This window comes from Pseudomonas sp. LAMO17WK12:I10 (assembly GCF_900215185.1).
Taxonomy (GTDB): domain Bacteria; phylum Pseudomonadota; class Gammaproteobacteria; order Pseudomonadales; family Pseudomonadaceae; genus Aquipseudomonas; species Aquipseudomonas chlororaphis.
Map to the genome: position 1 here is coordinate 45,627 of NZ_OBDX01000034.1, position 13,816 is coordinate 59,442.

The 13,816-nt window shown below is 60.9% G+C and carries 14 protein-coding genes and 1 other RNA gene; 4 read left to right on the forward strand and 11 right to left on the reverse strand.

The window, feature by feature from the left end; translation table 11 throughout:
• The 9 genes from mraY to rsmI form a co-directional block, all read right to left on the reverse strand.
• Nucleotides 1-1,083 (reverse strand): phospho-N-acetylmuramoyl-pentapeptide-transferase, encoded by a 1,083-nt coding sequence (mraY, locus tag CRO75_RS27735; RefSeq protein WP_007928475.1) that lies wholly within the window; start codon nucleotides 1,081-1,083, stop codon nucleotides 1-3.
• Nucleotides 1,083-2,450, reverse strand: coding sequence for a UDP-N-acetylmuramoyl-tripeptide--D-alanyl-D-alanine ligase (gene murF, locus CRO75_RS27740; protein WP_097139511.1), 1,368 nt, complete (start codon nucleotides 2,448-2,450; stop codon nucleotides 1,083-1,085). The genes mraY and murF overlap by 1 nt, the downstream gene beginning before the upstream one ends.
• On the reverse strand, nucleotides 2,443-3,906 hold the full coding sequence (locus tag CRO75_RS27745) for a UDP-N-acetylmuramoyl-L-alanyl-D-glutamate--2,6-diaminopimelate ligase (protein WP_009045515.1): 1,464 nt from the start codon (nucleotides 3,904-3,906) through the stop codon (nucleotides 2,443-2,445). The genes murF and CRO75_RS27745 overlap by 8 nt, the downstream gene beginning before the upstream one ends.
• On the reverse strand, nucleotides 3,906-5,630 hold the full coding sequence (locus CRO75_RS27750; protein ID WP_164523783.1) for a penicillin-binding protein 2: 1,725 nt from the start codon (nucleotides 5,628-5,630) through the stop codon (nucleotides 3,906-3,908). Before CRO75_RS27750 ends, CRO75_RS27745 begins: the two co-directional genes overlap by 1 nt.
• Nucleotides 5,630-5,923 carry a cell division protein FtsL gene (gene ftsL, locus CRO75_RS27755; protein ID WP_009050721.1) on the reverse strand — a complete coding sequence of 98 codons (294 nt, stop codon included), beginning with the start codon at nucleotides 5,921-5,923 and terminating at the stop codon, nucleotides 5,630-5,632. Before ftsL ends, CRO75_RS27750 begins: the two co-directional genes overlap by 1 nt.
• The gene (rsmH, locus tag CRO75_RS27760; RefSeq protein ID WP_085985108.1) at nucleotides 5,920-6,861 is read right to left on the reverse strand and encodes a 16S rRNA (cytosine(1402)-N(4))-methyltransferase RsmH; all 942 of its coding nucleotides are present in this window, start codon (nucleotides 6,859-6,861) and stop codon (nucleotides 5,920-5,922) included. The genes ftsL and rsmH overlap by 4 nt, the downstream gene beginning before the upstream one ends.
• 2 nt (nucleotides 6,862-6,863) lie before the next feature.
• Nucleotides 6,864-7,319, reverse strand: a complete 456-nt coding sequence (mraZ, locus tag CRO75_RS27765) for a division/cell wall cluster transcriptional repressor MraZ (protein WP_003205355.1) — start codon at nucleotides 7,317-7,319, stop codon at nucleotides 6,864-6,866.
• 308 nt (nucleotides 7,320-7,627) lie between these two features.
• Nucleotides 7,628-7,981, reverse strand: an RNA gene (gene rnpB / locus CRO75_RS27770) — RNase P RNA component class A.
• 73 nt (nucleotides 7,982-8,054) lie between these two features.
• Nucleotides 8,055-8,909 (reverse strand): 16S rRNA (cytidine(1402)-2'-O)-methyltransferase, encoded by an 855-nt coding sequence (gene rsmI, locus CRO75_RS27775; RefSeq protein WP_175510587.1) that lies wholly within the window; start codon nucleotides 8,907-8,909, stop codon nucleotides 8,055-8,057.
• 236 nt (nucleotides 8,910-9,145) lie between these two features.
• Between rsmI and CRO75_RS27780 the strand changes: the two genes are divergently transcribed.
• The 4 genes from CRO75_RS27780 to CRO75_RS27795 all read left to right on the forward strand — a co-directional run bounded on the left by CRO75_RS27780 (nucleotide 9,146) and on the right by CRO75_RS27795 (nucleotide 12,604).
• The gene (locus CRO75_RS27780; protein WP_097139513.1) at nucleotides 9,146-10,957 is read left to right on the forward strand and encodes a penicillin-binding protein activator; all 1,812 of its coding nucleotides are present in this window, start codon (nucleotides 9,146-9,148) and stop codon (nucleotides 10,955-10,957) included.
• Nucleotides 10,957-11,328: a YraN family protein gene (locus tag CRO75_RS27785; protein ID WP_007928464.1), complete on the forward strand. Its 372-nt coding sequence runs from the start codon at nucleotides 10,957-10,959 to the stop codon at nucleotides 11,326-11,328. The genes CRO75_RS27780 and CRO75_RS27785 overlap by 1 nt, the downstream gene beginning before the upstream one ends.
• 107 nt (nucleotides 11,329-11,435) lie before the next feature.
• Nucleotides 11,436-12,029: a phosphoheptose isomerase gene (locus CRO75_RS27790; RefSeq protein WP_007928463.1), complete on the forward strand. Its 594-nt coding sequence runs from the start codon at nucleotides 11,436-11,438 to the stop codon at nucleotides 12,027-12,029.
• Complete coding sequence (locus tag CRO75_RS27795) at nucleotides 12,026-12,604, forward strand: BON domain-containing protein (RefSeq protein WP_007928462.1); 579 nt, start codon at nucleotides 12,026-12,028, stop codon at nucleotides 12,602-12,604. Before CRO75_RS27790 ends, CRO75_RS27795 begins: the two co-directional genes overlap by 4 nt.
• 55 nt (nucleotides 12,605-12,659) lie before the next feature.
• On the opposite strand, the gene CRO75_RS27800 is transcribed toward CRO75_RS27795, so the two are convergent.
• Nucleotides 12,660-13,076 (reverse strand): ClpXP protease specificity-enhancing factor, encoded by a 417-nt coding sequence (locus CRO75_RS27800; RefSeq protein WP_062824693.1) that lies wholly within the window; start codon nucleotides 13,074-13,076, stop codon nucleotides 12,660-12,662.
• 16 nt (nucleotides 13,077-13,092) lie between these two features.
• Nucleotides 13,093-13,710 carry a glutathione S-transferase N-terminal domain-containing protein gene (locus CRO75_RS27805; RefSeq protein WP_007928460.1) on the reverse strand — a complete coding sequence of 206 codons (618 nt, stop codon included), beginning with the start codon at nucleotides 13,708-13,710 and terminating at the stop codon, nucleotides 13,093-13,095.
• Nucleotides 13,711-13,816: the final 106 nt, after the last annotated feature.

Sequence of the window (13,816 nt, forward strand, 5' to 3'; positions counted from 1 at the left end):
CTACCTCAGCTTCAGGGTGGCTAGGCCGATCAGCACGAGAATCACGGTGATGATCCAGAAACGGACGATCACGCGCGGCTCGGGCCAGCCCTTGAGTTCAAAGTGGTGGTGAATCGGCGCCATGCGAAAGACACGACGACCGGTCAATTTGAAGGAGGCCACCTGAATGACCACCGACAGGGTTTCCATCACGAACACGCCGCCCATGATGAACAGGACGATTTCCTGGCGAACGATCACCGCGATGGTGCCCAGGGCCGCGCCCAGCGCCAGCGCGCCGACGTCGCCCATGAAGACTTGTGCCGGGTAGGTGTTGAACCACAAGAAACCGAGCCCGGCGCCGATCAGCGCGCCGCAGAACACGATCAGTTCACCCGCGCCCGGAACGTAAGGAATCAGCAGGTACTCAGCGAATTTCACGTTACCCGACAGGTAGCAGAAGATGCCCAGGGCGCCGCCTACCATCACGGTCGGCATGATCGCCAGGCCGTCGAGGCCATCGGTCAGGTTGACCGCGTTACTGGAGCCGACGATCACGAAATAGGTCAGTACCACGAAGCCGATGCCCAGCGGAATGCTGACGTCCTTGAGCATGGGGATCAGCAAGGTGGTTTCGACCGGGGTTTGCGCGGTGACGTACAGGAAGATCGCCGCGCCCAGGCCAAATACCGACTGCCAGAAGTACTTCCAGCGGCTCGGCAGACCACGGGAGTTCTTCTCGATCACCTTGCGATAGTCATCGACCCAGCCAATGGCGCCGAACAACAGGGTGACCAGCAACACCACCCACACATAACGGTTGCTCAGGTCGGCCCACAGCAGGGTGCTGATACCGATGGCCGAAAGAATCAACGCGCCGCCCATGGTCGGAGTACCCGACTTGGAGAGGTGCGATTGCGGACCGTCGTTACGCACGGCCTGGCCGATCTGACGAGTCTGCAGAGTGCGGATCATCCACGGCCCCAGCCACAAGGACAGCACCAGTGCAGTCAGTACCCCGAGAATCCCGCGCAGGGTCAGGTACTGAAAGACCGCGAAGCCTTTGTAGAACTGTTGCAGGTACTCCGCTAGCAGCAGCAGCATCAATGTTTCTCCGTGCTGGAACCACACAAAGCCGCGACGATGTTTTCCATCACCGCGCTGCGCGATCCCTTGATCAAAATAGTGGTGTTTGTATCTTGCTCGGCGCCCAGGGCTGCGATCAGCTCGGCCTGGCTGGCGAAGTGTCGGGCGTGCTCACCAAAGGCGGCGACCGCGTGGGCCATCATCGGGCCCACGGCGTAGAGCGCCGACACCTTGCCGGCGGCATAAGCACCCACTTCGCGGTGCCCCTGCTCCGCCCAATCGCCCAACTCGCCGATATCTCCGAGCACCAGGACGGTGCGACCAGAAAAGCCGGCGAGTATATCAACGGCCGCGCACATTGATGTGGGGTTTGCGTTATAGGTGTCGTCGATTACCCGCATACCGTTTTTCGCCAGCTGGGCGACAGTGCGGCCCTTGACCGGCTGCACCGCGTTGAGCCCGGTGGCGATGCCGAACAACGACACGCCCAGGGCATGCGCGGCGGCGGCAGCGGCCAGGGCATTGGCAACGTTATGGGTACCCAGCAGGTTCAACTGGACACGCTCGGAACCGTTGCCCGCGTGCAGGGTGAAGTTCGGGCAGCCACGGGCATCGCGCTGGATATCCGAGGCGTAAAAGTCGGCGGCATTGTTGGTCAGGGCAAAACTCAGCACCTGACGGCCAGCGGCGCGGGCTTTCCAGATCGGGAAGGCCTTGTCGTCGAGGTTGAGCACGGCAATCCCGGAAGCATCCAGCCCTTCAAGGATCTCGCCCTTGGCCTCGACGATTTTCTCCGGCCCGCCAAACTCGCCCACATGGGCGGTACCGGCATTATTGATGATGGCGACCTGCGGCTTGGTCATCGCCACGGTGTAGGCAATTTCGCCGATGCGCGAAGCCCCCAGCTCGATCACGGCCGCGGTGTGCTCCGGGGCCAGCTCCAGCAGGGTCAAGGGCGCGCCCAGGTCGTTGTTCAGATTGCCACGCGTGGCAAGCACCGGCCCGCGCGTGCGCAGGATACTGGCCAGCATTTCCTTGACTGTGGTCTTGCCGCTGGAGCCGGTAATCGCCGCTACCGGCTTGGTGAAAGCCGCGCGATTCAACACCCCCAGTTGGCCGAGGGCCTGCCGGGTATCGCTGACCAGCAACTGCGGCAGCGTGCTGTCTGGCACTTCGCGTTCGACCAGGGCCCCGATGGCGCCTTTGGCGGCGACTTCATTCAGGTAGTCGTGCCCGTCGAAACGTGGGCCGGCCAGGGCAATAAAGAGTTGGCCCGGCTTGATCGCCCGGCTGTCGATGCTCACGCCATCGAAGCTGCAATCGCCAGCCAGCAGGCGACCCGCCAACGGTCCGCTCAGTTCACTGAGTTTCAGGGCCTTAAGCATGGGCCACCTCCCACGCGGTCAGCGCTCGATCGGCTTCCACCAGGTCGGAGAAGTCGAGACGCACGCCATTGATTTCCTGATAGTCCTCATGACCTTTGCCGGCCAAAACAATGACGTCGTCCGCCGAAGCGCCGGCGACCAACTGGGCGATGGCCAGGCCGCGACCGGAAACGAACTCGACCTTGTCCACCGCCCTGAAGCCGGCACGAATGTCGTCGAAAATCTGCGCCGGATCTTCCGTGCGCGGGTTGTCGTCGGTGACCAGAACGCCATCGGCCAGGCGCTCGACCACTTCCGCCATCAGCGGACGCTTGCCGCGATCGCGATCGCCGCCACAGCCGAACAGGCACAGCAAACGACCCTTGGCATGGGGACGCAGGGCCAGCAATACCTTTTCCAGGGCATCCGGGGTGTGGGCGTAATCGACCACCACCAGCGGTTGCGAACCACCGCCCAGGCGCTGCATGCGACCGGCCGGGCCTTCCAGTTTCGGCAGTACGTTAAGGATTTCGTCGAGGGCGTAATCCAGGCCGAGCAAGGCGCCGACAGCGGCCAGCACGTTGCTCAGGTTGAAACGACCGAGCAAGGTGCTACGCAGATGATGTTCGCCCTGCGGAGTCACCAGGGTTGCACGCACGCCTTCGTCGTCGAATTGCGCTTCGCGACAGTACAAATAGGCCCGCGGATCCTCGAGACTGTAGGTAATCAACCGCGAATCCTGTTCGTCACTGGCCAGCAGCCGACCGAATTCATCGTCGAGGTTGATGACACGACACCCCAGATCGGTCCAGCCGAACAGCTTGGCCTTGGTGGAGCCGTAGGCTTCCATGGTGCCGTGATAATCCAGATGGTCGCGAGACAGATTGGTCAGCACCGCCACGTCGAAGGCCAGAGCACTGACTCGCCCCTGGTCCAGACCATGGGACGACACTTCCATCGCCACGGCTTTGGCACCGGCCTTTTTCAGGTCGGCCAGGGTGGCCTGCACGGCAATCGGGTTCGGCGTGGTGTGCATGCCGCTTTGCAGCGCGCCATAAAAACCGCTGCCGAGGGTGCCGACAATGCCGCAGTGCTGGCCCAGCAGATCGAGTGCCTGCGCCACCAACTGGGTCACGCTGGTCTTGCCGTTGGTACCGGTCACCCCAATCAGGTTGAGGTTGCGGCTCGGGTCGCCATAAAAACGCCCGGCGATATCCGACAACTGCGCCGCCAGGCCTTTGACCGGAATCAGCGGTACGTCGGTAATCGGCAGGACGGTCGCGCCTTCGACTTCATAAGCCACGGCGGCCGCACCGCGCTGCAAGGCATCGGCGATGTGCGCACGACCATCGAACTTGCCGCCAGGAACCGCGAGAAACAGATCACCAGCACGCACATTGCGGCTGTCCAGGGTCAGTTCGCGAATCAGCAGATCACGACCAGCGTGGGCGAAAATCTTGTTCAGGCTAAGAGACATCAGCCGCGCCCTCCTTTAGCTGGTGCCGCATTGGCTTGTTGGGTAGGTGGCAGGTTGTCCGGCGAGATATTCATCAGACGCAGGGTGCCGGACATCACTTTGCTGAACACCGGCGCCGATACCAGACCACCGAAGTAACCGGCCTTGCTCGGTTCGTCGATCACCACGACTATGGCGTAGCGCGGATCGCTCATCGGGCCGAAACCGGCGAACAGCGAGCGGTAGGAGTTCTCGGCATAACCCTTGGTACCGACCGAAGTCTTACGCGCGGTACCACTCTTGCCGGCCACGTGATAAGCCGGCACCTGGGCACGGAACACGCCACGCGGCGCCTCGATCACCTGCTGCAACATGCCTTGCATGGTCTTGGCGACTTTTTCCGGAATCACCTGGGTGGTTTCCGGCGTCCTGTCGGTTTTGATCAGAGTCAGCGGAGCGATGCGACCGTTATTGGCCAGGGCCGAGAAGGCGTGAACCAGCTGGATCGCGGTCACCGAGATGCCGTAGCCGTACGACAGCGTGGCTGTCTCGGCCTTGCGCCACTCGCGGTAGTTCGGCAGGTTGCCGACTCGCTCGCCCGGGAAGCCGAGGCCGGTGTCCTGGCCGAGACCGATTTTCTGGGCCAGGCGGAAGATGGCTTCGCCACCGATATCGAAGGCGATCTTGCTCATGCCGACGTTACTGGAATTGATCAGAATCCCGGTCAGGTCGAGCACCGCGCCTTCAGTCTTGGATACGTCCCGAATGGTGTATTTGCCGATCTGCAGCGTGCCTGGATACACCTCGACGGTGTCGCTCGGTTTCCAGCGCCCGGTTTCCAGCGCCGCGCTCATGGAGATGGCTTTCATGGTCGAACCCGGCTCGAACACGTCGATCATGGCGCGGTTGCGCATCATCGCCGGTTGCAGGTTGCGACGGTTGTTCGGGTTGTAGGTCGGCTGGTTGACCATGGCCAGGATCTCGCCGGTCTTCACGTCCATGATGACCAGGCTGCCGGCCTTGGCGCCGTTCTCGACGATGGCGTTGCGCAGTTCGCGGTTGGCCAGGTATTGCAGACGCAGGTCAATCGACAACGCCAAGGGCTTGCCGGCCTTGGCGTTTTTGGTGACCTGGACATCCTTGATCAGTCTGCCGCGCCGGTCCTTGATGACCTGGCGCTTGCCCGGAACTCCGGCGAGCCACTCGTCATAAGCCAGTTCGACCCCTTCGCGGCCGCGATCATCGATGTCGGTAAAGCCGACCATGTGCGCGGTCACCTCGCCGGCCGGGTAGAAGCGCCGGAACTCTTCGATGCCATACACCCCCGGCACCTTGAGATCGAGAACTTGCTGGCCCTGCTCGGGCGTCAGGCCGCGCACCAGGTAGATGAATTCTTTATTGGCTTGCGCTTCAAGGCGCTCGGCCAGCGCCTTGGGGTCTTGCCCCAAGGCAGCAGCCAATGCCGGCCACTTGTCCTTGGCCAGCTGCATTTCCTTGGCGTTGGCCCACAGAGTGGTCACTGGCGTACTGACCGCCAGCGGCTCGCCGTTACGGTCGGTGATCAAGCCACGGTGAGCCGGGATCGGAATATGCCGAACGCTGCGCGCATCGCCCTGCCCCTTGAGGAAGTCGCGATCGACGACCTGCAGATCGATGATGCGCCAGGCGATCGCCGCCACCATGATGCCGAGCAAGCCCAGTACCAGGCGGAACCGCCAGGGGAAGAGTGCGCCTTCAAGCTTCATCATGGCGCCACCATCTGGACTTCTGCCGCGCCGGGAATGCGCATTTTCAGCTGTTCGGTGGCCAGCACTTCGATCCGGCTATGGGCGGTCCAGGTGCTTTGTTCGAGAATCAGCCGGCCCCACTCCGCTTGTGCCTTGTCACGCACACTCAACTCGCCGTACAGCGTGTTGAGCAGTTGGCGATTCCAGTGGGCGCTATAGGACACCGCAATCGCGGACACCAGGACGCCGATGAACAGCAGAAGCATGAAAAAGCTTCCGCCTGGAAGTGGCTTGGCGAAAAGCTTGCTCACCGCAGCTTCTCCGCAACGCGCATGACAGCACTACGGGCACGCGGATTGGCCTTGAGCTCGGCATCGGAGGCCGTCTGCGCTTTGCCATGGACTTTGATTTTCGGCTCGAAAGCCACATGGCGCACCGGCAGGTTTCGAGGCAGGTTGTCCGCCTCGCCCTTCACCAGCTTGCGCATGAACAGTTTGACGATGCGGTCTTCCAGGGAATGGAAGCTGATCACCACCAGACGGCCGCCGACCTCCAGGCATTCCAGCGCGGCTTCGAGGCCGGCCTCGAGATCGCCCAGCTCGTTGTTGACGTGAATGCGCAACCCCTGGAATGCACGGGTAGCCGGGTTCTTGCCCTTTTCCCAGGCCGGGTTGGCGACTTTCAAGACTTCCGCCAGGTCGGCGGTGCGTTCGAACGGTTTGATGTCGCGGCGCTCAGCCACGGCGCGTGCCATACGACCGGAGAAACGCTCTTCGCCGTATTCCTTGAACACCCGGGCGATTTCTTCCACCGGCGCGGTGTTGACGAACTCCGCCGCGCTGATGCCGCGGGACGGGTCCATGCGCATATCCAGGGGACCATCATTGAGAAAACTGAAGCCGCGCTCAGGATCGTCGAGCTGCGGCGAAGACACACCCAGGTCGAGCAGCACGCCGCTGACCTTGCCATCCAGGCCGCGCTCGGCCACTTCCGAACCCAGCTCGGCAAAGCTGCGCTGCACAACGACAAAGCGGCCGTCTTCGGCCGCTAGCGCTTGCCCGGTGGCAATCGCTTGAGGATCTTTGTCGAATCCGAGCAGCCGGCCATCCGGCCCGAGCTTGCTGAGGATCAGACGACTATGACCACCGCGACCGAAGGTGCCATCCAGATAGCAGCCATCAGGACGTACGGCGAGAGCCTCGACGGCTTCGTCAAGCAGCACGGTGATGTGGTTAAAGCCGCTATCAATAGTCACAGGATCAAATCACGCAGTTCATCAGGCATGGCGCCCGGTTGTTGAATAGCCGCCAGGTCCGCTGCGGAAACAGCATTCCAGGCATCCTCGTCCCACAGTTGGAACTTGTTCAGTTGGCCTACCAACATTGCGCGCTTATCCAACTTGGCATATTCGCGCAGACGCGGCGGAACCAGAAAACGACCACTGCCATCGAGTTCGAGGTCGACGGCATTACCAATCAGCAAACGCTGCAAGCGACGGTTTTCTTCACGTAGCGAAGGCAGCGCGCGCAGCTTGGTTTCAATAATTTCCCACTCATCGAGGGGGTAGACACACAAACACGGATCAACGGCATCAATAGTGACGATAAGTTGCCCGGAACTACGCGAAACGAGCTCGTCACGGTACCGGCTCGGCATGGCGAGACGGCCCTTTGCGTCGAGACTGATAGCGTTAGCTCCGCGAAACACGTCAGCGCTTCTCCAAATTTTAGCGTTTTACGTCCAAAAAACCCACTTCATGCCACTTTCCGCCACTTGCGCACACTATAGGAATGCGCCCACCACACCGTCAAGGCACGGAGCGACGGAAAAGCCTTATAGATCGGAGATTTAGGAGACTAAAAGGAGGGGTAACGGGAATTTGGCGAAGGATTTGGCGCAATAACTTCAATCAGCTCAAGAAGCTGTATCGCGAAGTTAAAGTAATTTGTTAAGAGTAAGATCTTTTCGGTATTACAAAAGCGCTTCTGCTATTGATTCAAGCAGGGAGGGAAAAGGTGGAGAGTCGATCTGTAAGCCGGGTTCTGTCGAGGACAGTCATTCCTCTACGATGGCCATCACTGGACATCTTTAGCAACCTACCCGGTTCCAGCGCGGGCCACGCCTTGGAACCCTATTTGGTCTTGCTCCGAGTGGGGTTTACCTAGCCACGAACTGTTGCCAGACGTGCGGTGCGCTCTTACCGCACCTTTTCACCCTTACCGGCACCGAAGTGCTTAGGCGGTTATTTTCTGTGGCACTTTCCGTAGGCTCGCGCCTCCCAGGCATTACCTGGCACTCCGCCCTATGGAGCCCGGACTTTCCTCCCCCCTCTAATTTTCATAGAGGGCAGCGACTGTCCAATCGACTCTCCGCCGCGCAGGTTAACGGCAGAGCGGCGGAAGAACAAGTGATAAAAGCCTTTTGCCATTCCGCCGATCGCGTTTACTCGCCTTTCTGTTTATCCAGCGCCACTTGATAGAGCACATTCTTGCGCACGCCGGTAATTTCCGCCGCCAATGCCGCGGCACGCTTGAGCGGCATCTCTTTGAGCAGCAGGTCGAGAACCCGCATCGCCTCACTGCTCACAGCCTCGTCGCTCTCCGGTGCTGACCATCCCGCTACCAGCACCACGCATTCGCCGCGCTGCTGATTGCTGTCTGCCTCGACGAAAGCCCGCAACTCCGAAAGCGGCAGCCCCTTGAGGGTTTCAAAGGTCTTGGTCAGCTCCCGGGCCAGCAATGCCGGACGCTCGCCACCGAACACAGACTCCATATCCTGCAAGCACTCGAGAATACGGTGTGGCGCCTCATAGAAAATCAGCGTGCGCGGCTCTTCCTTTAATAGCTCAAGACGCCCGCGCCGTCCTACCGCCTTGGCCGGCAAAAAGCCCTCGAAGATAAAACGATCGGAAGGCAGCCCCGCCGCCGACAAGGCCGCAATCAGAGCGCAAGCCCCAGGAACAGGAACGACATTGATACCCGCCGCACGCGCCTGACGCACCAGGTGGTAACCCGGATCGGAGATCAACGGCGTGCCCGCGTCGGAAATCAGCGCAACGCTGTCTCCCGCCAACAGACGCGTGAGAAAACGGCTGCCTTCATCCCGTTCGTTATGTTCATGGCAGGCGGCCAGCGGTGTGGAAATCCCGAAGTGCTGCATCAAGCGTTGCGAGTGGCGCGTGTCTTCGGCGGCGATCAGCGCCACCTCACGCAAGATCTTCAAGGCCCGAGCACTGATGTCGTCCAGGTTGCCGATGGGCGTCGCCACCACATAAAGCGAGCCAGCAGCGGAATTCAAAGGACCTGGAGCAGTCAAAGCGCACACCTCTTGATCGGTAAAAGCGCCATTGTAGCGCGTAGAAGCCTTCGGAATGCGTGTCGCAGGCACCTCACGCCTGCGACAGCGCCAGCCGCTCTAAAGCACTGCAACATTTGCTCGACCTAAATAGACGGTTTATTGCCAGTAACATCGCGCCCCGGCCAGTGCTTGGGTACAATTCCACGCTAATTTGATCGAGTATCAGGAACACTTACATGATCGCTTGCCTGCGGCTGTTCTCTGCCTTATGCCTTGCTGCCCTCCTGGCAGCTTGCGCCAGCTCGCCCTCCTCCAGCCTTGGCGAACTTCCACGGACCCCGGATGCCAGTATCGAGCAACTGCTCGAACAGGCCGCCAACAGTAAAACACCCGACAAGGCAGCCCTGCTGCGCTTGAGCGCTGCCGACCTGGCCTATCGCCAGGGCAACGCGGGCCAGGCCGCGCAAATCCTGCAACAAGTGCCGATGGAGCAACTCAAGCCCGGCCAGCAGGTTTTCGCCAGCACTCTGGCCGCCGAACTGGCCATGAGTCGCAACCAGCCAAAGGCCGCCCTGACTGCCCTGAGTCACCCGAGCCTGCAACGCCTGAGCGAACTGCCGGAAGAGCAGCAAATCCGCACCGGCACTGTCCACGCTCGCGCACTAGAGGCTGACGGCCAGGCCCTCGCCGCAGCACGGGAGCGCATTTTCATTGCGCCACTGCTCAAGGACGACGCCGCGAGCAAGAACCACGAAGCCATCTGGGCATTGATTGCCAGCCTGCCGACCGATCAACTGCAAGCCGTCAGCAACGATGACCTGGGCGGCTGGATGAGCCTGGCGCTGGCAGTGAAGACTGCCGGCACCCTGGAACAACAGCAGGCCGCCATCGACAACTGGCGCGCACAGAACCCCAAGCATCCGGCGGCCATTCAGCTGCCGCTGCCGCTGACCAAACTCAAGGAGCTGGCCAGCCAGCCGCTGTCCAAGATCGCCCTGCTGTTGCCGCAGGACGGCCCGCTAGCCGCGGTCTCCAAGGCCCTGCGCGATGGCTTCATGGCCGCGCACTATCAGGCCCAGCAAGCCGGTCAGAACCCACCCAGTATCGAGTTCTACGACAGCTCGTGCCTGACTTCGCTGGATGACTTCTATCGCAAGGCCCAGGCAGATGGCGTGCAACTGGTCGTCGGCCCGCTGGAAAAACCGCTGGTCAAACAGCTCGCTGCGCGCCCGCAATTGCCTATCACCACCCTGGCGCTGAACTACAGCGAAGGCGAGCAAGGCCCCGCGCAACTGTTCCAGTTCGGCCTGGCCGCCGAAGACGAAGCTCGCGAAGTCTCCCGCCGCGCCCGCGCCGACGGCCTGCACCGCGCTGCGGTCCTGGTGCCACGCGGCGAATGGGGTGATCGTGTGCTCAAGGCTTTCCGTCAGGACTGGGAAAGCAATGGCGGTAGCGTGGTCGGTATCGAACGCGTCGATCAGCCGGTAGCCCTGGCCCAGCAGATTGCCGACCTGTTCCAACTGCGCCAGAGCGAAGCCCGCGCCAAGAGCCTGCAGAACGCCGCCGGCACTCAAGTGGCCGCACAACCTTCGCGTCGCCAGGACATCGAGTTCATTTTCCTCGCGTCCACTCCGCAACAGGCACAACAGATCAAGCCGACCCTGAACTTCCAGTACGCCGGCGATGTACCTGTCTATGCCACCTCCCATGTCTTCAGCGCCAGCGGCGACCAGAACCAGTACAACGACATGAACGGCATACGCTTCTGCGAAACGCCCTGGCTGCTGGATGCCAATGACCCGCTGCGCCGACAGGTCGCCGCGCAATGGCCACAAGCCGGTGGCAGCCTGGGTCGACTGTATGCGATGGGCGCCGACGCCTACCGCCTGGCACCACGCCTGGGGCAACTCAAGGCCCTGCCAGACAGCCGCATCGAAGGCCTGTCGGGCAGCCTGACCATGAGCCCGAGTCAGCGTGTTCAACGCCAGCTGCCATGGGCCGAGTTCGTCAGCGGCCAGATCACTCGCCTGCCTGACACCCAGCGCTAATGCCACAACGATCACGCCAGCAAAGCGGTCAGGATGCCGAAGCCCAAGCGCTCCGGCATCTTGAACAACAGGGGCTGCGCCTGCTGGCGCAGAACTGGTTGTGCAAACGCGGCGAGCTTGATCTGGTCATGCTTGACGGCGATACAGTAGTATTCGTCGAAGTCCGCTACAGACAACACACGCAATGGGGTGGCGCACTGGGCAGTATCGACGCACGCAAGCGTCAGAAACTGATACTCGCCGCACAGTTTTTCCTGCAGCGCGAGTCGCGCTGGTCCAACCACCCTTGCCGTTTCGATGTGGTCGCCATAGACAGCGCCCCAGGCACGACCACTCATTTGAACTGGCTACGGAATGCCTTTGAAAGCTGATCGACGCTCTCGGGCCGAGCCGGACATTTTCACTCAACTTTTTTGCTCTTTGCTTTGCGGGCAGCACATTCATGTGCCAGAAAGCCGCGCCACTTAAGGTCACACAGATGGACATGCAATCCCGAATTCGCCAGCTTTTTCAGGCCAGTATCGACACCAAGCAGCAGGCGATGGACGTACTTGCACCGCACATCGAGCAAGCCAGCCAGGTCATGGTCAACGCCCTGCTCAACGAAGGGAAAATGCTTTCCTGTGGCAACGGCGGCTCGGCCGGCGATGCCCAGCACTTTTCTTCCGAGCTGCTCAACCGTTTCGAGCGCGAGCGCCCGAGCCTGCCAGCCATTGCACTGACCACCGACAGCTCGACGATCACCTCGATCGCCAACGACTACAGTTACAACGAAGTCTTTTCCAAGCAGATTCGCGCCCTGGGCCAGCCCGGCGATGTCCTGCTGGCGATCTCCACCAGCGGCAACTCGGCGAACATTATTCAAGCGATCCAGGCCGCACATGATCGAGAAATGATTGTCGTAGCATTGACCGGTCGCGATGGCGGCGGCATGGCATCCCTGTTATTGCCGGAAGATGTCGAGATTCGCGTACCGGCCAATGTCACTGCACGTATCCAGGAAGTCCACCTGCTGGCGATCCACTGCCTCTGCGACCTGATCGACAGCCAACTGTTCGGGAGTGAAGAATGACCCCTAATCGCCTTGGCCTACTGGCCCTGACCCTAGCCTTGAGCATCAGCGGTTGCAGCTCGGTGATTACCGCCACCCGCGAAAGCCCGATCGAAGATGACCGCGGCACCCGCACCTTCGGCAGCAAGATCGATGACTCACTGATCCAGACCAAAGTCGAAGTGAACGTCGCCAAGGCCAGTCCGGACCTGGACCACAATTCGCACATCGTGGTGACCAGTTTCAACGGTATCGTCCTGCTGGCCGGCCAGACCCCTCGCGCCGACCTCAAGACACTCGCCGAGCAGGCCGCCAGCGCCGTGCAACGGGTGAAGAAGGTCCACAACGAACTGCAGGTTCTGCCGCCCTCTTCCCTGCTGGCCCGGCAGAACGATGCCTGGCTGACCACCAAGATCAAGACCCAGATGCTGACCGATGCCAGCATTCCGGGCTCGCGCATCAAGGTCGTGACGGAAAACGGCATCGTCTACCTGCTGGGCCTGCTGACCCAACAGGAAGCCACCCAGGCGACCAATCTGGTACAGGGCGTTTCCGGCGTGCAGAAAATCGTCAAACTGTTCGAGTACATCGACTGATGTGAACAAAAGGTACAGGCACAAAAAAGGCGATCCGGATGGATCGCCTTTTTTATTACTTCACGACCTTCAGACTGGGTCGACCGCTTGGACGCGGCGGCTCGCTATCCGGTGGTGGAATATCATCATCCGGCTCGATTTCATCGTCCTCATCATCCACGGGCGACTCCAGATCGAACACCATGCCCTGACCATTCTCCCGGGCGTAAATGCCCAGGATCGCCGGCACAGGGACGTACAAGCTATGCGGGACGCCACCAAAGCGCCCCTCGAAAGTCACCACCTCGTTATCCATATGCAAATGGCGCACGGCACTCGGCGAAATATTCAGGACGATCTGTCCGTCACTGGCGAAACCCTGAGGCACCTGCACCGCCGGGTATTCGGAATTGACCAGCATATGCGGGGTGCAATCGTTGTCCACAATCCACTCGTAGAGCGCGCGGACCAGATAAGGTCGACTGGAGTTCATAGCGGCTCCTTAAGCCTTAGCGCATGTCGCGTTCGACGCCAGACAGACTTGCCTGGAACGTCTCACGGGCGAACTGGCGCTCCATGTAATCAAGCAACGGCTTGGCTTGCCGTGGCAATTCAATACCCAGGATCGGTAGCCTCCAGAGTATTGGTAATAGGCAGCAATCCACCAGACTTTGTTCCTCACTGAGGAAAAACGGCTTCTCCGCGAACAGCGGCGAAACGCCGGTCAGGCTCTCGCGCAGCTCTTTGCGAGCCTGAGCCCGAGCGGCTTCCTTGGTCCGGGAATCCAGGATCAGATCCACCAGCCCACACCAGTCACGCTGGATCCGATGGATCAGCAGACGGCTGTTGGCACGCGCCACAGGGTAAACCGGCAGTAGTGGCGGGTGCGGGTAACGCTCATCCAGATATTCCATCACCACGGTCGACTCCCACAACGCCAGGTCACGATCGACCAGGGTGGGCAGACTGCCGTAAGGGTTCACTTCGATCAGCTTCGGCGGCTGACGCCCCGCCTCCACACTGATGATCTCGGCGCTGACACCCTTCTCTGCGAGCACGATACGTACCCGGTGGGAATAGTGGTCGGCGGGGTCGGAGTAACAGGCCAACCGATTGGTCACGCCCATGGCGGTCCTCCTCGCTTGTTGAAATTATCGGAAGCAGAAAAACGAGCGCGCCCAGAGGGCGCCTCCCGTAACGTCTGGATGATCCAGACTCGTTACACCTTCAGAG

What these genes read in the sequence shown, in the direction of transcription:
- CRO75_RS27785 (WP_007928464.1), top strand. Translation starts at nt 10,957, where the DNA reads ATGCCACAACGATCACGCCAGCAAAGCGGTCAGGATGCCGAAGCCCAA.
- CRO75_RS27795 (WP_007928462.1), top strand. Translation starts at nt 12,026, where the DNA reads ATGACCCCTAATCGCCTTGGCCTACTGGCCCTGACCCTAGCCTTGAGC.
- CRO75_RS27780 (WP_097139513.1), top strand. Translation starts at nt 9,146, where the DNA reads ATGATCGCTTGCCTGCGGCTGTTCTCTGCCTTATGCCTTGCTGCCCTC.
- CRO75_RS27805 (WP_007928460.1), bottom strand. Translation starts at nt 13,710, where the DNA reads ATGGGCGTGACCAATCGGTTGGCCTGTTACTCCGACCCCGCCGACCAC.
- mraY (WP_007928475.1), bottom strand. Translation starts at nt 1,083, where the DNA reads ATGCTGCTGCTGCTAGCGGAGTACCTGCAACAGTTCTACAAAGGCTTC.
- CRO75_RS27750 (WP_164523783.1), bottom strand. Translation starts at nt 5,630, where the DNA reads ATGAAGCTTGAAGGCGCACTCTTCCCCTGGCGGTTCCGCCTGGTACTG.
- CRO75_RS27745 (WP_009045515.1), bottom strand. Translation starts at nt 3,906, where the DNA reads ATGTCTCTTAGCCTGAACAAGATTTTCGCCCACGCTGGTCGTGATCTG.
- CRO75_RS27800 (WP_062824693.1), bottom strand. Translation starts at nt 13,076, where the DNA reads ATGAACTCCAGTCGACCTTATCTGGTCCGCGCGCTCTACGAGTGGATT.
- CRO75_RS27790 (WP_007928463.1), top strand. Translation starts at nt 11,436, where the DNA reads ATGGACATGCAATCCCGAATTCGCCAGCTTTTTCAGGCCAGTATCGAC.
- murF (WP_097139511.1), bottom strand. Translation starts at nt 2,450, where the DNA reads ATGCTTAAGGCCCTGAAACTCAGTGAACTGAGCGGACCGTTGGCGGGT.